Source organism: Vreelandella sp. L-25 (assembly GCF_056857535.1).
In genome coordinates this window covers 1-19,868 of sequence record NZ_JBSXNH010000082.1, presented here as the reverse complement: position 1 = coordinate 19,868, position 19,868 = coordinate 1, and the positions used below count along the sequence as shown (strand labels likewise).

At 55.1% G+C, this 19,868-nt stretch carries 20 protein-coding genes; 9 read left to right on the top strand and 11 right to left on the bottom strand.

All coding sequences use genetic code 11. The features are described 5' to 3' along the window. Position 1: 1 nt before the first annotated feature. On the bottom strand, positions 2-217 hold the full coding sequence (locus AC13CN_RS13730) for a hypothetical protein (RefSeq protein WP_044629133.1): 216 nt from the start codon (positions 215-217) through the stop codon (positions 2-4). Positions 218-367: 150 nt separating this feature from the next. Between AC13CN_RS13730 and AC13CN_RS13725 the strand changes: the two genes are divergently transcribed. The 5 genes from AC13CN_RS13725 (at position 368) to AC13CN_RS13705 (ending at position 2,575) form a co-directional block, all read left to right on the top strand. Beyond that, positions 368-1,048: a Bax inhibitor-1/YccA family protein gene (locus tag AC13CN_RS13725; protein ID WP_054641133.1), complete on the top strand. Its 681-nt coding sequence runs from the start codon at positions 368-370 to the stop codon at positions 1,046-1,048. A gap of 101 nt (positions 1,049-1,149) precedes the next feature. Further along, positions 1,150-1,539: a sulfurtransferase complex subunit TusD gene (gene tusD, locus AC13CN_RS13720; protein ID WP_054645090.1), complete on the top strand. Its 390-nt coding sequence runs from the start codon at positions 1,150-1,152 to the stop codon at positions 1,537-1,539. Positions 1,540-1,551: 12 nt separating this feature from the next. Then, positions 1,552-1,917, top strand: a complete 366-nt coding sequence (locus AC13CN_RS13715) for a sulfurtransferase TusC (protein ID WP_054641134.1) — start codon at positions 1,552-1,554, stop codon at positions 1,915-1,917. A gap of 12 nt (positions 1,918-1,929) precedes the next feature. Next, the gene (tusB, locus tag AC13CN_RS13710; protein ID WP_054641135.1) at positions 1,930-2,220 is read left to right on the top strand and encodes a sulfurtransferase complex subunit TusB; all 291 of its coding nucleotides are present in this window, start codon (positions 1,930-1,932) and stop codon (positions 2,218-2,220) included. Between the two features lie 4 nt (positions 2,221-2,224). Further along, the gene (locus tag AC13CN_RS13705; protein WP_054641136.1) at positions 2,225-2,575 is read left to right on the top strand and encodes a TusE/DsrC/DsvC family sulfur relay protein; all 351 of its coding nucleotides are present in this window, start codon (positions 2,225-2,227) and stop codon (positions 2,573-2,575) included. A 15-nt stretch (positions 2,576-2,590) separates the two neighbouring features. On the opposite strand, the gene AC13CN_RS13700 is transcribed toward AC13CN_RS13705, so the two are convergent. Both AC13CN_RS13700 and AC13CN_RS13695 read right to left on the bottom strand, forming a co-directional pair. Further along, positions 2,591-3,223, bottom strand: coding sequence for a helix-turn-helix domain-containing protein (locus tag AC13CN_RS13700; RefSeq protein WP_044629172.1), 633 nt, complete (start codon positions 3,221-3,223; stop codon positions 2,591-2,593). 69 nt (positions 3,224-3,292) lie between these two features. Continuing rightward, positions 3,293-4,234, bottom strand: a complete 942-nt coding sequence (locus AC13CN_RS13695) for a histone deacetylase family protein (protein WP_044629127.1) — start codon at positions 4,232-4,234, stop codon at positions 3,293-3,295. 106 nt (positions 4,235-4,340) lie between these two features. Between AC13CN_RS13695 and AC13CN_RS13690 the strand changes: the two genes are divergently transcribed. Then, a complete protein-coding gene (locus AC13CN_RS13690) occupies positions 4,341-7,088 on the top strand; it encodes a bifunctional acetate--CoA ligase family protein/GNAT family N-acetyltransferase (protein ID WP_253557229.1) in 2,748 nt (915 codons plus the stop codon). A gap of 77 nt (positions 7,089-7,165) precedes the next feature. Here the strand turns inward: AC13CN_RS13690 and pdxH are convergent, their stop codons facing one another. After that, complete coding sequence (gene pdxH / locus AC13CN_RS13685) at positions 7,166-7,810, bottom strand: pyridoxamine 5'-phosphate oxidase (protein WP_044629125.1); 645 nt, start codon at positions 7,808-7,810, stop codon at positions 7,166-7,168. Between the two features lie 196 nt (positions 7,811-8,006). Here pdxH and AC13CN_RS13680 point away from each other — a divergent pair, with 196 nt between their 5' ends. Continuing rightward, positions 8,007-8,693, top strand: coding sequence for a cytochrome b/b6 domain-containing protein (locus AC13CN_RS13680; RefSeq protein ID WP_054641140.1), 687 nt, complete (start codon positions 8,007-8,009; stop codon positions 8,691-8,693). Here AC13CN_RS13680 and AC13CN_RS13675 read toward each other — a convergent pair. Genes AC13CN_RS13675 through AC13CN_RS13665 form a run of 3 tightly spaced genes read right to left on the bottom strand, consistent with a single transcriptional unit; the run spans position 8,690 to position 10,243 of the window. Next, positions 8,690-9,085, bottom strand: coding sequence for a DUF2069 domain-containing protein (locus AC13CN_RS13675; RefSeq protein ID WP_044629124.1), 396 nt, complete (start codon positions 9,083-9,085; stop codon positions 8,690-8,692). The two genes, AC13CN_RS13680 and AC13CN_RS13675, sit on opposite strands and share 4 nt — an antisense overlap. Continuing rightward, complete coding sequence (wrbA, locus tag AC13CN_RS13670; RefSeq protein WP_054641137.1) at positions 9,082-9,708, bottom strand: NAD(P)H:quinone oxidoreductase; 627 nt, start codon at positions 9,706-9,708, stop codon at positions 9,082-9,084. Before wrbA ends, AC13CN_RS13675 begins: the two co-directional genes overlap by 4 nt. A 58-nt stretch (positions 9,709-9,766) precedes the next feature. Beyond that, positions 9,767-10,243 (bottom strand): gamma-glutamylcyclotransferase family protein, encoded by a 477-nt coding sequence (locus AC13CN_RS13665; protein ID WP_054641138.1) that lies wholly within the window; start codon positions 10,241-10,243, stop codon positions 9,767-9,769. 147 nt (positions 10,244-10,390) lie between these two features. On the opposite strand from AC13CN_RS13665, the gene smrA reads away from it, so the two are divergent. Beyond that, complete coding sequence (gene smrA, locus AC13CN_RS13660; protein ID WP_062361183.1) at positions 10,391-10,981, top strand: DNA endonuclease SmrA; 591 nt, start codon at positions 10,391-10,393, stop codon at positions 10,979-10,981. 59 nt (positions 10,982-11,040) lie between these two features. On the opposite strand, the gene AC13CN_RS13655 is transcribed toward smrA, so the two are convergent. The 4 genes from AC13CN_RS13655 to metH all read right to left on the bottom strand — a co-directional run bounded on the left by AC13CN_RS13655 (position 11,041) and on the right by metH (position 18,395). Beyond that, complete coding sequence (locus tag AC13CN_RS13655) at positions 11,041-11,583, bottom strand: DUF934 domain-containing protein (protein WP_054641139.1); 543 nt, start codon at positions 11,581-11,583, stop codon at positions 11,041-11,043. Continuing rightward, positions 11,570-13,228, bottom strand: a complete 1,659-nt coding sequence (locus tag AC13CN_RS13650; RefSeq protein WP_044629119.1) for a nitrite/sulfite reductase — start codon at positions 13,226-13,228, stop codon at positions 11,570-11,572. Before AC13CN_RS13650 ends, AC13CN_RS13655 begins: the two co-directional genes overlap by 14 nt. A 120-nt stretch (positions 13,229-13,348) precedes the next feature. Then, on the bottom strand, positions 13,349-14,686 hold the full coding sequence (locus AC13CN_RS13645; RefSeq protein ID WP_253557230.1) for an MATE family efflux transporter: 1,338 nt from the start codon (positions 14,684-14,686) through the stop codon (positions 13,349-13,351). A gap of 13 nt (positions 14,687-14,699) precedes the next feature. After that, on the bottom strand, positions 14,700-18,395 hold the full coding sequence (gene metH, locus AC13CN_RS13640) for a methionine synthase (protein ID WP_253557231.1): 3,696 nt from the start codon (positions 18,393-18,395) through the stop codon (positions 14,700-14,702). Between the two features lie 271 nt (positions 18,396-18,666). Here metH and nfuA point away from each other — a divergent pair, with 271 nt between their 5' ends. Then, entirely contained in the window at positions 18,667-19,272 is a 606-nt protein-coding gene (gene nfuA, locus AC13CN_RS13635) for a Fe-S biogenesis protein NfuA (RefSeq protein ID WP_054645091.1), read from the top strand. Positions 19,273-19,868: the final 596 nt, after the last annotated feature.

The following is a 19,868-nucleotide window of genomic DNA, read 5'->3' as shown; positions in this document are numbered from 1 at the left end:
CTCAGCGCTGAGGCACGATGAGCACGCTGCCTTTAGCGTCTTCTCCAGCGGAGACCAAATAACCTTCAAAACTCTCGCCATTCAGGCCGTAAGTGATGTCTTTGCCGCTAGGGGTATAGCCATAGACCGTTGTGGAAAGTAATAAGGTGGAAAAGGTAAGGGCAGAAAGTGTAGAAATACCCGTTACTGAGAGGGGAGTGGGGATTTTAAAGCGCATTGTAGTGTCCAAGTCGATGTGGGAGTTAAAGCATGCCGAGAGGAGATGCGTAAAAACGTGCGGATTGCGTGGAAGACAAAGACTTGCGTCTGGAACTAGGTAACGGCATGCTTGTCCGTTGATAGTATGACTACTAGGGAGCATAGATACATGGCTTTTAACGATTCGAATATGGCAAGAACGCAAACACACAGTTCGGTGAGTAGTGCGAGCGCCAATAAGGTGTTACGCAACACATACGCGCTGCTGGCAATGACGCTGCTGTTCTCTGCCGTCACCGCGGGTGCCTCAGTGGCGATGGGCATTCAGCAGATGAATATCTTTGTATTCTTCATCGGTGCTTACGGCCTGATGTTCCTGGTTCACAAAACGGCCAACTCTGCGGCTGGTTTGCTGGCAACTTTTGCGTTCACAGGTTTCATGGGTTTCACCCTAGGCCCGATTATTTCTGCGTACCTTACGCTGCCTAATGGCGGTGCGCTGATTATGAATGCGCTGGCTATGACCGGCCTGACGTTTATCGGCCTCTCTGCGGTTGCGTTGACCACGAAGAAAGATTTCAGCTTCCTCAGCAATTTCCTAATGGCAGGTGCCATCGTGTTGATTCTGGCGATGGTTGCAGGCATCTTCTTCAACATTCCTGCGCTGTCGCTGATGGTTTCTGCAGGCTTCGTGCTGTTTGCTTCTGCAGCGATTCTCTATCAAACCAGTGAAATTGTGCACCGTGCTGGCGAGACCAACTACATCCTCGCTACCGTGACGCTGTACGTTTCTATCTACAATCTGTTCGTCAGCCTGCTGTCTATTCTGGGCATCATGAGCAACGATTGATTGGGTAGTAAGAACACGATCACTTGATCGAAGTGATATCAATGACAGACCCTACTCAGTAGGGTCTGTTTTTTTTCGTTGAATTGGCACGAGATGATGCAATGGAGTACGGCTTATTAGTCATGGGTGCCCCCTACACAAGTGCGGCACCTCATTCGGCACTGCGCTTTGCTAAAGCGGTGATTAGCCGAGGCCATCAAGTGGCAGGCGTATTCTTCTATCAAGAAGGGATTCATAACGCCTCCAGCTTAATGACACCTCCACAGGATGAGCTCAACATGTGCGACGCTTGGATAGCGCTGCATTATGAGCATGGAGTGACGCTGGACGTGTGCATTGCGGCGGCGCTGCGCCGTGGCGTAATGAGTGAAGCTGAGGCAAAACGCCATGGGCAAGCGCACTTTAATCTGGATGCGCCATTTGAGTTAACCGGGTTAGGGCAACTGCTGACGCTTCAGCAGCGCTGTGACCGTTTAATCACATTTGCCTAGAGAGAGCGCCCAATGAGTCATGAACACGAACGGCTAGTGATTATTCGCCATGCCCCCTATAGCTCCAATGCCTTGAGAGAAGGGCTAGATGTAGCGCTGGTCGCTGCGGCTTTTGGCCAAACGGTTAGTCTATTGTTTCTTGGCCAGGGAGTGCTGGCGCTTCTCAAAGAGCAGGCAGCCGGTGCGCCAGGACAAAAGGCAACGCTACCGACCATTGATATGCTGGAGATGTATGATATCGACCAGCTGCTAGTACCTCAAAGCGCGCTGGATGCGTTGAACTTGCAAGCAGCCCAACTAGTGGATGGGGCCACGGTGGTGGCCGACGATACCTTACCCGCATTGGTACAGCGTCACTCCTATGTCATGAATTTTTAAACGGGCAGCGACATGTTACATATTCTGAACAAGCCCCCGCACAGCGAAGCGGCCGCGCAGATGCTCTCTATCGTTGCGGAGGGCGATGGTATTTTACTGATTGAAGATGCCGTGCAGGCGTTACTGCATGCTGATTGGCAAGGTTGGGATGCGGCGGCTGATGTGAGCGTGTGTGTGCTAAAAGAGGATGCGGCTTCTCGCGGCTTAAGCGGAGCTGCGCTCAATAGCCAAGCAATCCTGGTGGATATGGAAGGCTTTGTCGGACTGACTGAGCAGCATACTAAGATTCTGTCATGGTACTAAATCAATGAGTGATGAAAATTTATACCGTTATCTTGATGCTAATAAACAAATCAAACTCAACCCTGAGGGCTATTTAGTAGAACAAGGGGACTGGGACGAGGGGGTTGCCGATTTGTTAGCTAAGGATGAAGAGCTAACACTTACAGAGGAGCACTGGGAGCTCATTCGCGTGGTGCGGGATTTTTATGCCCGCTATGAAATGGCACCAGCGATGCGACCGCTAGTCAAAGCCACCAAGCAAGCATTAGGTGAGGAAAAAGGGCGCTCGGTCTATTTAATGAGCCTATTTCCCGGCAGCCCGCCGAAACGTTTGGCTCGTATTGCTGGGTTGCCGAAGCCGACGAACTGCTTGTAATAAGCAACCTTAGCGCTAAACCAGATCCCCTCGGGTACACACCGATAGCACGACAGCATCGTCTTGGCTGGTAGAGACTAGGGCGTGGCCCATGTCACTATCGAAGTAGATGCTGTCGCCCTCGGCCAGTACCAGCGGCGCATAGAATTCTGTATAAAGCATGATGTCGCCGTGCAGCACCATCAAAAACTCTTCGCCATCGTGACGCACCCACTGGTGATACTCTTCGAAACTACGCGCCCGTACGATGGTTTTAAACGGAATCATGCGCTTTTGCGCAAGCTGATGGCCCAGCAGCTCATGCTCGTAGGTGGGAGTAGGGTGCAACTGCCCTTTTCCTTTCCGCGTGAGATCGCGCCTACCCATGGTGTAGCGTTCGCGTTTGGGTGGCGTAAAGAGCTGGGGCAGGTCGATATTGAGACCACTAATCAGTTTCTGCACCACGCTAAACGTCGGCGACACCTGATCGTTCTCGATTTTGGAGAGCGTGGAGCGAGCAATGCCGGTGCGCTGGCTCACATCTTCCAACGTCCACTGATTGGCAAGGCGAATTTGCTTGAGGCGCTCGCCCAGGCGCAACGGCTCGACAAAAGGTTTGCGCCCTGACGCGATGCGCAGCGCTGCGTGCTCTTCAGAAGTGGCGGTCATAACGGTCACGTAGAATGGAGGCCAACATGGTGGCTGCATAGTACCACAGCTCCCTAACCGCGGGTGCGGCTAGGGAACATTGGTGAAGGGCAGGCCCAAGAGCGCTTTCAGGTGTGCTTCGGCACCGCTAGCCAATGACGTGGGGTTGTAGCCACCCTCCAACACAGACACGACTCTGTTATCGGCGTAGAGCGCCGCGATTTCCATAGCCAAGTGTGTTACCCAGTAGAAATCTTCATCCTCTAGGCAGATGTCGCCCATAGGGTCATCTTTATGTGCGTCAAAGCCTGCCGATAGCATCACGAGATCGGGTTTGAACGCGTGCAGTGCGGGCAGCCACTGATGCTCTATCACGCGACGGTACTCCTGGCTTGCCGTGCCTACTTCTAGCGGCGTGTTCACTACGTTCTGCCATTCGCTGCGCAGGTAACGCCACGGGTAGAAGGGGTATTGAAAGCTAGTGCAAATCAGTACTTCGGGGTCATTTTTAAAAATATCGATAGTGCCGTTACATTGATGCACATCAAAATCGAGAATGGCGATGCGCTTAGCGCCGTATTTGGCCTTTGCGTGAGCGGCTCCCACGGCAATATTGTTGTAAAAGCAGAAGCCCATCGCATCCGCAGCTTCTGCATGGTGCCCAGGCGGACGAACGGCGCAAAAAACGTTATCTGCTTGACGCTTGAAAACCTGATCTACACCACGAACGACTGCGCCAGCGGCCACTCGGGCGGCTTTTAGGCTATCTGGGTTCATCATAGTGTCGCTGTCCAGCGTGACAATTCCCTCTTTGGGAAGGCACTTTTCCAGCGCATTTAGGTGGCGAAGGGGGTGTACTCTTGCCAAGGCCTCATCGTAGGCTTCTTTCGCATCGGCTTGCATGGTTTGTTGCAATAGCCCAGAGAGTGATAGGCGCGCACGAATTGCCTCCAGCCGCAGTGGGCTTTCAGGGTGTTCTGGCCCCATGTGGTGCAATGCGCAGTCGGGGTGGGTAAGGTAGGCAGTAATCATGCAAGCGCTCCGATAACAATAAAGCAACCTTAATCGCCACGGGGGCTTGCGCGACAGTGTCAATAAGTCGTACACAGTAGTCATTCACTCCAGGGGAGGCACATTCGTGAGCACACGTTTTTTGCATCATTTTTTCGAACCTCGTTCGGCGGCCGTGTTCGGTGCCTCTGAAAAGCCTGAGTCCTTGGGTGGTTTGGTTTTGGGCAACCTTCAAGAGGGTGGTTTTAGAGGTAAGCTCTGGGCCGTGAACCTCAAGGGCTACGAGACGGTGTTTGGCGTTGACTGTGTGCGTACGGTTGATGAGCTGCCGGAAGTGCCAGACCTTGCAGTAGTGTGTTCGCCTATTGAAGGCGTCCCCAAACTGATTAAAAAGCTCGGAAAGTTTGGCGTAAAAGCCGCTTTGGTGCTCTCTGGTGGAGCCTACCTTGACCGTGATGAGGACAATAAAGGCTCTATTCGCCAACGCATGCTGCAAGCTGCCCGGGAGTCAGGCATTCGTGTGCTTGGTCCGGAGTGTATGGGGCTGATTGTGCCCGGCAAAAAGCTCAATGCCTCCTACGCCAGCCAGCCGGTTAAAGCCGGCAGGGTCGCCTACCTAGGCCAGTCAGGGATGCTGGCCAACGCGATGATCGACTGGGCAGCGGGCCGCGATGTGGGCTTTTCCCATTTGATTACCGTGGGGGACAGCGTTGATGTGCTGTTGCCTGATTTGATCGACTATGTGAACCAGTTTTCCCCTGCTCAGGCCATCTTATTGCATCTGGAGCGGGTAACGGATGCCCAGCACTTTATGACCTCCGTACGGGATGCTTCCCGTAACCGTTTGGTGGTGGCGATCAAAAGTGGCCGCACGCCGCAGTCGGATATTTCCAGCATGCCCCCTACACCGGGAATCGCCAATCGCGACGTAGTGTTCGATGCTGCTTTCGCCCGTGCGGGCGTGGTTCGGGTAAACGATTCGGATGAAATGCTCGATGCGCTGGAAACGCTATCACGCATGAAGCCACTACACGGCGACCGTTTGGCGATTGTTTCCAACGGGCTTGGGCCTGCCATGCTGGCCATCGATAAGCTGATTAGCGCGGGTGGCAAGCTCGCTGAGTTCAGCTCAGACACCCAGGCGGCGCTGCATAAAAGCCAAGTGGATATGAGTAAGCCGGGTGAAAACCCTGTGGACTTAGGCGGTAACGCGACGCCAGAGCGCTTTGTGGAGGCGCTGCAAATCGTCACCGCTGACCCTAATGTGGATGCCGTGCTGGTAGTGCATGCCCCCACGAGGTTAGCGCCTTCCCAGGTCACCGCTCAGGCGCTGATCGATCAGCGTAAAACCTTTAAGCGTAATTTACTCACTAGCTGGATGGGCTTGAAAGAAGCGCTAAATGCTCGCCATGTCTGCAACCTGGCAGGGATTCCTACCTATACCTCGCCTGAAAAGGCAGTGAAGGCGTTTATGCACATGGTGGATTACCAGCGTGTGCAGGCGCTGCTGCATGAAATCCCCCCCAGCCTGCCGTTTTCTACCAGCCCGGAAATACGTGCAGAATGCCGGGCACTGATCAAGCAGGCAAAAGAGCAGGGCAGGCAGACACTCACCCACTCTGAAACCGCGCAAGTGTTGGAGGCTTACGGCATTCCTACCGCCACCAGCGCCTATGTGCACTCGCCAGAAGAGGCTTTGGTGGTCGCCGAGCGCTTTCCGGGGCCCAAGGCGCTGAAAGTGGTTCATGAGGGTAACTGCCGGCCTTATCGCTATCGCAAGCACCCGCATAAAATTTCCGCTGGGCTGCTGCAAGACTTGGAAACGCCGGAGCAAGTCGCTGAGGGCGTGCGGCGGTTAGGCGATAAAGTACAAGAGAAATTTCCCGAACACGCCATTCGTGAGTACTGCTTACAGCCCATGCAGCGTGGCAAACACTCTATGCAAATTTGTGCAGGCATCACGCGGGACCCCGTGTTTGGGCCGCTGATCGTCTTCGGTATTGGCGGTTACAAGGTTAACGTACTTGCCGACCGCCAAGTGGCGCTGCCGCCGCTCAATATGAGCCTCGCCTCAGATGTAGTGGGCCGCACTCATGCGGCGTCATTGATTCGTGAGCACTCTGCCGACCCCGAGCGAGATATTCAGCACCTTTGCCAACTGCTGGTTAAGCTGTCACAAATGGCCTCTGACCTGACGGATCTGCGTGGTTTGGAGCTCAACCCGCTGCTGCTAAACCGTGACGGCATGCTGGCAGTCGATTTTGCGATGGATTTGGGGCACCCCGCACGCTTTGCGATCATGCCTTACCCGGAAGAGCTCAGAGAGTGGGTCACACTCAATAACGGCTGGCAGGTGGAGGTGCGGCCTATTCGCGCCGAGGATGCTCCGCTCATTACTACCTTCCACCGCCAGCTATCGGAAGAGAGCATTCGTTTTCGCTACTTCCACAACAAGTCGAACCTTACCCAGCGGGACCTCTCCATCCTGTCGCATATCAACTATGACCGGCAAATGGCATTTATTGCCGAGCATCAGCACGATGATGGCAGTAAGGAGATGCTGGGAGTGGTGAGGGTTTGGAATGATCCAGACAATATCCGCACTGAGTTCTCTATTATCATTCGGGATGATCTTCAGGGGCTGGGCATTGGCAGCCTGCTGATGAAGAAGATGATCGACTACTGCACCAGCATCGGCACGCTCGAAATGATCGGCAAGATCATGGTGGATAACCACCCGATGCGGGCACTGATGAAGCACCTTGGCTTCCGCTGTCGGTACAACATGGAAGAGCAGGTGATTGATGCAGTGTTACGGCTAAACGAACCCGACAGCGAGTGGCAACGGCACCGCTTGGAGAGCCTGCCGGATTAAGCCTAAGCCACGCTCAAACAAATGGCCTGCTGGAATACCGGCAGGCCATTTGTTGAATGACATGTCGCGCTAGATGATTAGGGCGCTAAACGGAACCGGCTCCACTCACCGCCATCACGGCGCTCATAGCGCAGGCGGTCGTGCAAACGACTGGGTTGCCCTTGCCAAAACTCGATCATTTCAGGATTTACTCGGTAGCCGCCCCAATGGATAGGGCGCGGAATATCCTGGCCTTCGTAAGCCTGTTCAAAGCGCTTTTGACGCTCCTCAATCCAGTTGCGATCTGGAATGACCACGCTTTGGGTCGCGATCCAAGCCCCTAACTGGCTGCCGCGCGGGCGGCTGGCAAAATACTCGTCTGACTCTTCTGCAGACACTTGCTCCACTGGGCCTTCGATGCGTACTTGGCGTGATAAGGAGGGCCACCAGAACGTCAAGGCAGCATAAGGCACGTTGTTTAACTCGCTACCTTTATAGCTATGGTAGTTGGTGAAAAACACCATGCCCTGCTCATCGAATCCCTTAAGCAGCACAACGCGTGCATGAGGACGACCCTGGCTGTCCACCGTGGCGAGGGTCATGGCATTGCCATCCTTGCCTTCGCTTTCCAGCGCTAAGCTGAACCACTCATCAAACATGACAAACGGGTTATCTGGGGTTTGCGCTTCTTCTAAACGCCCACCCTCATAGTCACGCCTGACGTCGGCAATTTTTCGTGTCATCGGTGAAGCTCCCTTGCAGTGATAAGTTGCATTATTGTCATGTTCGCTGGTCTACCGATAAAGCTCAAGTGTTGTTCAGTTTGTGGTTGCAAACGATAAGAGCAGTAGCAAAGAGTTAGCAGGCGCGCTGAATCGTTCTATGAGAAAACAGCAATAAATGAGAAACTCTACCAGTATGACGTTAGAGGATAGCTTGATGCAGAGTTGCACGACACGCATAGCCGTATGGGATAAGTTAATTCGTTTGTTTCACTGGTCCCTGTTGGCGGCGGTGGTGATTTCGTTTTACACCACCAAAACCACGGGGCAGCCGTTTTTATTTCCTATCGAAGTGCATGCTCAATCAGGCTACATCATTATTGGCCTGTTGGTATTTCGTTTTATTTGGGGGTTGGTAGGCTCGCCCTACGCTCGGTTTAGCACTTTTTTATACGGCCCGAAGAAGACAGCCGAGTACGCCAAAGCGCTGATGACACGGCGTGCACCGCACTATGCAAGCCATAACCCGGTAGGCGGGTGGATGGTGGTGCTACTACTAGTGTCACTGGGTTTTCAAGCGCTCAGCGGACTATTTCTGAGCGACGATATTTTCTTTCAGGCGCCGCTTTATGGGCTTTTGGGCCCTGCAGTAGGTGATGTTCTAGCCCGGCTGCATTCGTTGAATAGCGACCTGTTGCTGATATTGATTGGTTTACATCTGGTGGGTTTGGTTTGGCATACCCTGCAGGGCGAACGCTTAGTGCCCGCTATGCTGACGGGTGTGAAGCATTTTTCAAACGTGCCAGCCGATGAAAAGCCTGCCGCTTACCGGGCACAAAAGCGCTATGCGATTGGCGCGTTGCTGGTAGCAGCAGGCGTGAGTGGCTGGCTCTGGTTTTATTAGCCGTTAAGGCGCTGCTGGCGGCTACGAAAGCGCGCATAGCCCATGCAGCCCGCAAACAGCGCCAGGGCGACTAAGGCCTCCAGAACGCCACGCATACCTTGCCCCGGTAGCGTGGCTAACATAACGCCTTGGGTGAAGTAGAGCAGGCTGACGAACGCAAGCCAAGCGTGCCCACGAGCTCTCTGGCCAATAATAGACGGCAAGAACAGCACCAGTGGAAGCACAAACGCCACGACTGGCCGCCAGTTAAACGTATCGCCCTGTACAAAGAAGCCACGATAAATCACCAGTAGTAGTAGCAGCACAAAGCTGATGATCACTAACTGTCGAGCTTGTCGAGTTAATTTATCGAGCCCGTGTTTCTCCTCAAGCCCCTCTAACCACTGCCTCATGGTGTTTCCTCCAGGCGCATCTTGTGCATTGCCAGCGCTAGTTTCGCGAGCCGTTTACCTTGTGCCTTGCACAGAGCCCGTTCGTGCTCGTCTACCGGGCGATCACTGCGCGCCCCTGCCACATGGCTAGCCCCGTAAGGCGTGCCGCCGTGCTGAGTGTTCAGCAGCTCGGTTTCACTGTAGGGAATGCCCGCATACACCATGCCGTGATGGAGTAGCGGTACCAGCATCGTCAATAGCGTGCTTTCTTGGCCGCCATGCAAGCTGGACGTGGAGGTGAAGGCGCTGGCGGGTTTATCAATTAACGCACCGTTCATCCAGAGGCTACTGGTGGTGTCGAGAAAATACTTTAACGGTGCTGCCATATTGCCAAACCGCGTCGGACTACCTAACGCTAGCGCGCTGCAGTGGCGCAAGTCATCCAGGTCTGCATAAACAGCCCCTTCCTCTGGGATCTCTGGATCCACCGCTTCACAGGTTGGCGACACAGCTGGCACGGTGCGCAAGCGCGCCTCAATACCAGGGATGCTTTCAACGCCCGCAGCTAGTTGGCGTGCCATGTCTGCAGTGGCTCCTGAACGGGAGTAATACAGAATTAATACGTACGGCGTGGCTTCACTCATGGCGTGTCCTAAACAGTAGAGGGGGCGACCGTCGGTGGGACTCTACGGCCACAAAAAACTAGTCGTATGTTACCAGAGCTATCCGGTGGGCAGGAGGGTGGATGTCGAGTTCACTTACCATGGGGAGTCGCACGTATACCCAGGCAGTACTACCATCCGCGAGTGTCTGTTCAACGCGTTCATAGCGAATGCCCAGCCGCTCGTAGCGGTCCAGCCGCTGCAAGGCCTCGGGCGAAACGGTCAGCAGTAGGCCATCGACATGACTGTCTGCGTTGCGGGAAAGATCCAGCCCTTGGCGTTCAAATCCGTCTAGGCGCGCAGGCTTAGGCGAGCCTGAGGTGCCCATCACCACCCATCGAATGGGCAAGTAACGTAGCGTGCCATAAACAAAGACCTGGTGCGTGCGCTGTTCGATGTCCGGCAGCTCTTCCGGGCGTTCGTAGAACCATGGGCTAAGCATGGTCAACCATAGCCAAGTGGCCACTCCCATTAGGCAGAGTAGCGAGACTACCACTAACTGCTTTAACCAAATCATGCTGATGTCCTAGGCAACGAATGGCTATCTAGGGTGAAGAACTGACCGCCGTAAGACAAGTCTTAAGCAGTGTCGGTGATTTTGCTACGATAAGCATCGTCGCTTAGGCATTAGACTAAGCATCGGACCCTATCGGAGGAGCCTGTTATGAGCCAGTCACTTCGTGATGAGATGGATTTCCGCGCACTCGTTGGCGATGTGAAGCCACTTCCCCAGCGTAACCGTGCAGACACAGGCCCCCAACGTCAGCGGCCCTCAGAAGCCCAGCTGGCCAGACGTGAAAGCGCTGCAGAGCGCTTAGATGAGCGTAATTTTTTATCGGACGACTTTGTTGATCTGCTGCCCCCGTTTGATCCTATTGAGTTTCGCCGAGAGGGCATTCAACAAGGGGTCGTCGATAAATTAAAGCACGGTGGCTACAGTGTGCAGGCGCAACTACACATGCTACGGCGCCCGCTGGCAGAGTGCCGGCGAATGCTGTTTCCCTTCATCCAAGAGGCCTATGCGCACGACCTGCGCTCGGTATTAGTCGTTCACGGCCGTGGGCGGGAGCTGGATAGCCCGGCCAACGTACTGCGCTCTTATATTGCCAAGTGGCTCACTCAGTTTGATGAGGTGCAAGCCTATGTATCGGCTCAGCCCTCCGAAGGGGGATTAGGCGCAACCTGGGTGATGCTGCGTAAAAGTGATCGCGCCAAAGCCAATAATCGCGAGCGCCAGCAGAAACGGCGTGGTTAAACGCAAAAACGCCGACAAGGGCTGGCCCCCTGTCGGCGTTTGTAGTGCAGTAGAGCGGTTTAATGGCTAGCCGTTAAACGCTTTTCAAATAGCGCTTGGCGCTCTTCAACGTCGGTTTGGTAACGTACGCTAAAGGCGTTCAGAGCGCGAAGGGCATCCTCTGGATGCTGGTCATCACGCAGTGCCATGGTGGAGAAACCACAGCGGCGCATGTAATCCAACTGATCCACCAGCACATCGCCAACCGCACGAATTTCGCCTGTATAGCCATAACGCTCGCGCAGCAGGCGAGCGATGGTGTAGCCGCGACCATCGGTGAATGCAGGAAAGTCTACGGCAATGGCAGAAGCGCCTTTCAACGTGCTGCCAAGCTCGGTAGTGAGTTCAGTGTCACTCGTGAGCAGAGGGGCGAGTTCGTTGTCGTCCTGGTTCGCCTGCCATAGCGCCAGTGGAACAAACGCAGGGCGCTGCTCGGGTAGCGCCTCGGCATCGTATGAGACACACCAGGCATTTTCAGCGGCCAGCTCACCGTTTTCAATTAAATGATCTACATGAACCGGGGGTTGTTCAACCACTTCGGTTTGGGTGTCATTGCTGGGCATAAACACGCTCCTTAAAGGGTTTTAGGCCAATGCGGCGATAAGTATCCAAGAAACGCTCATCTTCGTGACGCTCGGCCACGTAGACTTCCAGCACTTTCTCAACCACGCCCGGCACGTCTTCACGGAAGAAAGAGGGGCCCAAGATTTTACCCAGTGAGGCATCATCGGTGGAGTTACCGCCAATCGAGATTTGGTAGTACTCTTCGCCTTTCTTATCGACCCCCAAAATACCAATGTGGCCGACGTGGTGGTGACCACAGGCGTTCATGCAGCCTGAAATGTTCAGGTCCAGCGGGCCAAGGTCGTAAAGGAAGTCTAAGTCTTCAAACCGCTCTTGAAGCGCCTGGGCAATTGGAATAGAGACCGCATTGGCAAGGGCGCAGTAGTCGCCACCGGGGCAGCAGATAATGTCGTTCAGCGTGCCAACCGTGGGGTTGGCCATGCCGAGCGCGTCCAGCTCTTTCCACAGCGCTTCTAGCTCGTCAACCGGCACATCTGATAGCACCAAGTTCTGCTCGTGAGTAACACGCACTTCACCAAAGCTGTAGCGGTCAGCCAAATCAGCAACGGCTTCCATCTGGTCAGCGGTGACATCCCCCGGTGCGTGCTCACGGCGCTTCAGCGACAGCGTGACGGCTTTGTAGCCCGGCACTTTGTGGTCGGTCACGTTATTGGTCACAAAGCGCGCAAAGCTGCGGTTTTCACTGCGTAGCTTGTCGAAATCTTCCGTGGCGCTCGCTGCTACCGGGCGACGCTCGGGTTCAGGGAAGTGCACCTTGGCTGCCTCGACCGCTGCTTGGTTAAGGGTCTGCGGGCCATCTTTCAGGTAGGCCCACTCTTCATCAACCCGGCGGCGGAATTCTTCAATGCCTAGCGCTTTCACCAATATCTTAATGCGCGCCTTGAACTTGTTGTCCCGGCGGCCGAACTGGTTGTAAACCCGTACGCAGGCTTCAAGATACGTCAGCAGGTGCTGCCAGGGCAGGTCTTCGCGCACCACATCGCCAATCATGGGCGTGCGGCCCAGACCACCACCGGCCAGCACTTTAATGCGCAGCTCGCCGTCATCGTTGCGCCACAGGCGCAGGCCAATATCGTGCACTTGAATAGCCGCGCGATCTTGGGCAGCACCGCTCACGGCAATTTTGAATTTGCGTGGCAGATAGGCGAATTCCGGATGCAGGGTAGACCACTGACGAATAAGCTCGCACCAGGGGCGTGGGTCTTCCACTTCATCGTTGGCAATACCAGCAAACTGGTCGCTAGTGGTGTTACGAATACAGTTGCCGCTGGTTTGAATAGCGTGCATCTGTACTTTGGCCAGCTCAGCTAAGATATCTGGCACGTCTTCCAGCGCAGGCCAGTTGAGCTGCAGGTTTTGGCGCGTCGTAAAATGACCGTAGCCGCGGTCGTAGCGGCGGGTGATATCGGCCAGTGCACGCAGTTGGGCGCCTGCTAGCATCCCGTATGGGATGGCAATGCGCAGCATCGGCGCGTGCTTTTGAATATACAGGCCGTTTTGCAGCCGTAGCGGGCGAAACTCTTCTTCTCCCAAACGTCCAGCTTGGTAGCGTTCCATCTGATCGCGGAACTGAGCTACGCGCTCGTCAACCAGCGTTTGGTCGTGAATATCATAACGGTACATGGGGCACGATCCTGCTAAAAGCGAAATGGTCACGTCGAGACGGACGGTAATGTACCGTCACCTTAACGCGGGCGTCATATTCTACAAAAGAATATATAATTATCTTTTTATCGTTAAATGCTATTTAGAAGCGTCAATTTTAAAGCCGTGGGCTAGCCAGCGGCGTCGCTGCCATACCCACAAAAAGCTGCTGGAGTTGAGTAGCCGGTAAAAGAGCTGCGTCAACCATACACCTACAAGGCCATAGCCAAGCCAAATGCCCACCCACCAGGCCAGCGGCAAAAAGAGTAGCCACTGCATGCCCAGCGTCAGCAGCATGGCGGTACGCTGGGCACCTGCGCCCATCAATGCCTGCGCCAGCACCAGTGCGGCAGCATCAAGCACAATCATCAAGCCGGTGATTTGCAGCGGCAGTCTCCCCAACTGCACCAGCGACTCATCGGTAAAGAAGATGCTTAAAATGGGCTCGGGCATAACAAGCATGGGTAACGCTAAAACAGTCAGCAGCATACCGGCAACACTTAACGCGTCAATGCCCCAGCGGTGGGCGGCCTGCTGATCGTCACGGCCTAGGGCCTCGCCTACAAGGCTCATGGCGGCCACGCCAACGCCGACCCCTGGCAAAATCAGTAAGAGAGATAAATTCACCAGCACATGGCCCACGGCCACGCTGGATGTACCCAACTGGCCCAGCAGCCAAAACAGCACCATGTAGCCTGCGGCAAACCATAACTGCTGTAACGAGTGGGGAAGCGCGAGCTTCAGAGTAACCTTCACGCCATGCCATGAAGGTAAGAGGCGAGTAAGCGGGGGGCTTTGCCGCCACGTAATGACAGCCCAGATGAATAACCCGAGCAGAAGCGACAGAGTGGTGCCGATAGCGGCGCCGTTCACACCTAATGCTGGTAACCCCCCAATACCGTAAATCAGCGCCGCGCTGAGGGCGACGTTCACAACATGCACGAACACGATAATACGCAGATAAAGGTGCGTTTGTTGCAATCCATTCCAGTAGCCGCGCAGGCAAAGAGTCAGTGCAATCACCGTGAGCGCTACAACGCGCCAGCGGAAGTACTCAAGGGCGATCTGAGTCACTGCATCCGAAGGTGCCATTAGTTGAATGAGGGCGGGCGTTTGCCACCAAGCAAGGCAAGAGAGCGGCAGGCCAATGGCTAAGCTAATCATTAAGCCAGCTCGAAGCGGCTGGGCAGTGCAGGCTTTTTCAGCACCTGAAGCATGGGCGGTTTGCGACTGCACGCTGGAGGAGAGCCCGAAAACCAGTGCCGTCATCATAAACATGGCATAGCCGCCGATACCGACCCCCGCCAGTGCTTCCTGGCCTAAGTGACTTACCAGAGCAGCATCAATAAGGTTGAGCACGCTCTGGGAGAGCATGCCCAACATAATGGGGAAGGCCAAGCGCATGACCTTTCCCTGACGACGAACCACCGGCGACATACGCTAGACTGGTTTAGCTAGGGTCGTAAGAGAGTATCGGCGATAGCCAGCGCTCCATCTCCTCCAGCGGCATCTGCTTACGCTCAGCCAGCGCTTCGACTTGGTCGCGAGTAATTTTGCCGGTAGAGAAGTACTTCGACTGGGGGTGCGCAAAGTACCAGCCCGACACGGCGGCCGCTGGCCACATGGCAAAGTTTTCCGTGAGCGTCAGGCCAGTATTCTCCGTGGCGTTTAACAGGCGGAACAACGTCGCTTTTTCAGTATGGTCAGGGCACGCAGGATAGCCGGGGGCAGGGCGAATACCCTGATATTTCTCGGCAATCAGCGCATCGTTATCCAGCGCCTCTTCGGGCACGTAGCCCCAAAACTCTTTACGCACCCGCTCGTGCATGCGCTCGGCAAAGGCTTCGGCTAGCCGATCGGTCAGCGCCTGTACCATGATGGCGTTGTAATCGTCACCGGCGGCCTCGTAGGCCTTGGAGAGTTCATCCACGCCATGCCCGGTGGTCACCGCAAAGCCCCCAATCCAGTCCGCTTTGCCGCTCTCTTTAGGAGCAATAAAGTCGGCTAGGCTGTAGCAGATGCCATCTCGACCTTTAGTGGTTTGCTGGCGAATATGGTGTAAGCGCTCGACTACCTCGGTGCGGCTTTCGTCAGCGTAAACTTCGATGACATCGTCATCCACGCTGTTAGCGGGCCATAAACCAATCACGCCGCGCGCTTGCACGCGCTTTTCATCAATCAGTTTGCGTAGCATCACTTGGGCGTCGGCAAATAGGTTCTGTGCGGCTTCACCTACCACTTCGTCATTGAGGATTTTTGGATACTTCCCGGTGAGCTGCCAGCTCATAAAGAAAGGCGTCCAGTCAATGCGTTCTACCAGCTCTTCAAGGTCATAATCGTCAAACGTCATCAGGCCAAGTGTGTTCGGCTTCGTCGGCGTGTGGCTATTCCAGTCGGTGCGAAAGCGCCGTTTACGTGCCTGGGTGTAATCCAGGTCGGCGGCTTTCGGGCGGCGCTTGGCGTTACGCTCGCGTACTTTTTCGTACTCTTCGCGAATCTCGGCCACGTAAGCAGATTTCAAATTGGGGGCCAGCAACTTACCGGCCACGCCTACCGCGCGGGAAGCATCCGTCACGTAAATAACGGGGTGCTCGTACTGCGGTTCGATTTTAACTGCCGTGTGCGCTTTTGAGGTGGTGGCACCGCCAATCAGCAGCGGCAGATTCATACCGCGGCGCTGCATCTCTTTGGCCACGTGCACCATCTCATCCAGCGACGGGGTGATCAGCCCGGAAAGGCCGATGATGTCGGCTTTGTGTTCAATGGCTGCCTGGAGGATTTTTTCGGTGGGCACCATCACGCCAAGGTCAATCACTTCGTAGTTATTACACTGCAGCACGACACCGACGATATTTTTACCGATGTCGTGTACATCACCCTTGACGGTAGCCATGACAATTTTGCCTTTGGCCTGGGTGTCTTCGCTCTTTTCCGCTTCGATATAGGGAATCAGGTAGGCCACGGCCTGTTTCATAACGCGAGCCGACTTGACCACCTGGGGCAGAAACATTTTGCCAGCGCCAAACAGGTCGCCCACCACGTTCATGCCGTCCATCAGCGGGCCTTCGATCACCTCGATGGGGCGGGCTGCCTGGGCACGTGCTTCTTCCGTATCCTCTTCGATGTAGGCGGTGATGCCTTTGACCAGTGCGTGCTCAATCCGCTTGTTAACCGGCCAGTTGCGCCACTCCAGATCCTCCTTCTTGGCGGCACCGCTGCCATCGCCTTTATACTTGTCGGCAATATCGAGAAGGCGTTCGGTGCCATCGCTGCGGCGGTTGAGCACGACGTCTTCTACCGCTTCACGCAGCTCGGCGGGCAGGTCGTCGTAGACCGCGAGCTGGCCCGCATTGACGATACCCATGGTGAGTCCGGCACGAATGGCGTGGTAGAGGAACACCGAATGGATCGCTTCGCGAACAGGGTTGTTACCCCGGAACGAGAACGACACGTTGGAAACACCGCCGGAAATCATGGCATGGGGCAGGTGCTCACGAATCCACTGGGTGGCTTCGATAAAATCGACGGCGTAGTTGTTGTGCTCTTCAATACCCGTGGCAATGGCAAAGATGTTGGGATCGAAAATGATGTCTTCCGGCGGGAAGCCTATCTCGTCGACGAGCAGCCGGTAGGCGCGCTCGCAGATCTCGGTCTTGCGCGCAAACGTATCGGCCTGGCCCTCTTCGTCGAACGCCATGACGACAATGGCGGCGCCAAAACGACGGCACTTGGTGGCCTGTTCGCGGAAGGCGGCTTCCCCCTCCTTGAGCGAGATCGAGTTGACCACTGCCTTGCCCTGAACGCACTTCAGGCCCGCTTCGATGATGTCCCACTTTGAGGAGTCGATCATGATAGGCACGCGGGCAATGTCCGGCTCGCCTGCAATCAGATTTAGGAAGCGCACCATGGCTTCCTTCGACTCCAACATGCCCTCATCCATGTTGATGTCGATAATTTGCGCGCCGTTCTCAACCTGCTCTAGGGCCACTTCCAGCGCCGTGGTGAAATCTTCTTCAACGATCAAGCGCTTAAAACGTGCCGACCCAGTCACGTTGGTACGTTCACCAACGTTAACAAACAGGGAGTCGGCTTCGATATTAAACGGCTCAAGACCTGACAGGCGGCACGCTTTGCTGCGCTCGGGTATTTTGCGGGGCGCCATAGAGCGCACGGCATCGGCAATGGCACGGATATGTTCAGGCGTTGACCCGCAGCAGCCACCAATAATGTTGACTAAACCACTCTGGGCAAACTCGCTGACGATGGCGGCCATCTCTTCAGGCGTTTGGTCGTACTCACCAAACTCATTAGGCAAGCCCGCATTGGGGTGAGCAGACACAAACGTATCGGCTTTGGTGGAGAGCTCTTCTAAATAGGGGCGGAGTTCTTCAGCACCCAGCGCGCAGTTCAAGCCCACGGAGAGCGGGTTGGCATGACGCACGGAGTTCCAGAAGGCTTCTGTGGTTTGCCCGGAAAGCGTGCGCCCGGAGGCATCGGTAATCGTGCCGGAGATCATCACCGGCAGGCGGCGGCCAAGATCCTCAAACAGCTCTTCAAGCGCATAGATAGCGGCTTTAGCGTTAAGCGTATCAAAGATCGTTTCGATCATGATCAGGTCAGCGCCGCCTTCGATCAGGGCACTGGCCGCTTCGTAGTAGTTTTCGCGCAGCGCATCAAACGTCACGTTACGTTTTGCAGGGTCGTTAACGTCTGGAGAGAGTGATGCCGTGCGTGACGTTGGGCCTAGCACCCCGGCCACGTAACGTGGAATATCGGTCTCGGCGGCAACCGCATCGCACACTTCGCGTGCCAAGCGTGCCGATTCGCGGTTAAGCTCGGGCACCAGGTCTTCCATGCCGTAATCGGCCTGGGATAACCGGGTGCTGTTAAACGTGTTGGTTTCCAGGATATCCGCGCCAGCTTCCAGATAATCGCGGTGAATACGAGCGACGACATCCGGGCAGGTCAGCGCTAGTAGGTCATTGTTACCTTTTAAATCCGACGGCCAATCGCGGAAGCGTTCACCGCGGAAATCATCCTCGCTGAGCTGAGCATTCTGCAGCATGGTGCCCATGCCGCCATCCAGAATCAGGATGCGTTGGGCAAGGCGTTGGGTGAGGGAAGCAGTCAAATCACTAGCAGCCATGGCAGGGGGAAATCTCCAGCGTCTCAGTCAGAAAGGATATTTTTATCGTCGTCGTCATTAGTTGAGCGGCGGCTATCATACCAAAGGGCGCCCCATAGGGCAGCAAGCGTGGGCGTGAAGTTATTGCAGCATCCTTATTAGCCGCACTCATAGGCGAGAGCAATAGCCGACTAAAACACTCGGGATTGTGTCGGCACGCGGTTTTGCTTACCATAGGCATAAATGACATGTGAAGTGGCACTGCCACTACCACGGGAGGATAACATCCCTTATGACCACGACTATCGAAGCGCCCGGCATTAACATTACCGACAGCGCACAAGACTACTTAGCGGAACTGCTGGAAAAGCAGAACGTTGAAGGCATCGCTGTCCGTATCTTCATTACTCAGCCCGGTACGCCCTATGCAGAAACCTGCTTAGCCTATTGCCGTCCTGGGGAAGAAGAGCCCACCGACGTTAAGCTTGAGCTTGAGAAAATTGGTGTATTTCTCGACAAAAACAGCTTGGCGTTTTTAGAGGAAGCGGTTGTCGACTTTAACGCCGACCGTATGGGTGGACAGCTGACGATTAAAGCACCCAACGCTAAAATGCCCAAGGTGAATGCAGACAGCCCGCTGGAAGACCGTATCAACTATACGCTCTACAGTGAAATCAATCCTGGATTGGCGGCTCACGGTGGCGAGATTAAGCTCGTCGAGCTGACAGAAGACCGCGTGGCGATTCTAGCGTTCGGCGGCGGTTGTCAGGGGTGCGCAGCGGTGGATCTCACGCTTAAAGATGGCGTAGAGAAGACGCTAATGGATCGCATCCCCGAACTGGCAGGCATCCGTGACGTGACTGACCATACCGACACGACAAACGCTTATTACCGCTAAAGCATCATTCAGATACTTTAAGCTAGCGTCGCAAAAGCCCTGCAGATAACTCTGCTGGGCTTTTTTGTGGTGCGCCAGGCATGGCGCGCAGCGCCAATTAGGCGCTATCCGGTCCGCCGTGGTGGTTGGCTGGATGACTTGGGGGTGAAAGTCCCCTACGGACCCTGATAGCGGGAACCGTTAGCTGAACAGCAAGGGTGTTCGTCGTGAGGCGGAATCTGAAGGAAGCTGTAGGCAAACTCCTGGCCCGACGAACAGGAACCGCATATGAGGCAGCCACATCTGGGCGAGAGGGCCATGAAACTCGAAGCCCAATAGCTATCCAGAAGATGTGGAAGTAGATGCGGCGGGTAGATGGGAGGAAGGTCGCGCGCCTTACCCTGGGAGGCCTGTTCGCCTGCCACTGGCTACCGACACCGTGAGGTGTCGGGATGGGCGAACAGGAGTCAGCAGAGGCCATATTAGGCTCTCTAACCAAGAGCTGAAGGGCTGAACCTGTCACGAGTGGATAGTTGACCACTCTCTGATGTGTACGAGCAGAAGCCTCCCCGGAGGGCTCTCGATAACTGTATGGCGGGCCGGAAGCCCAAAGACTG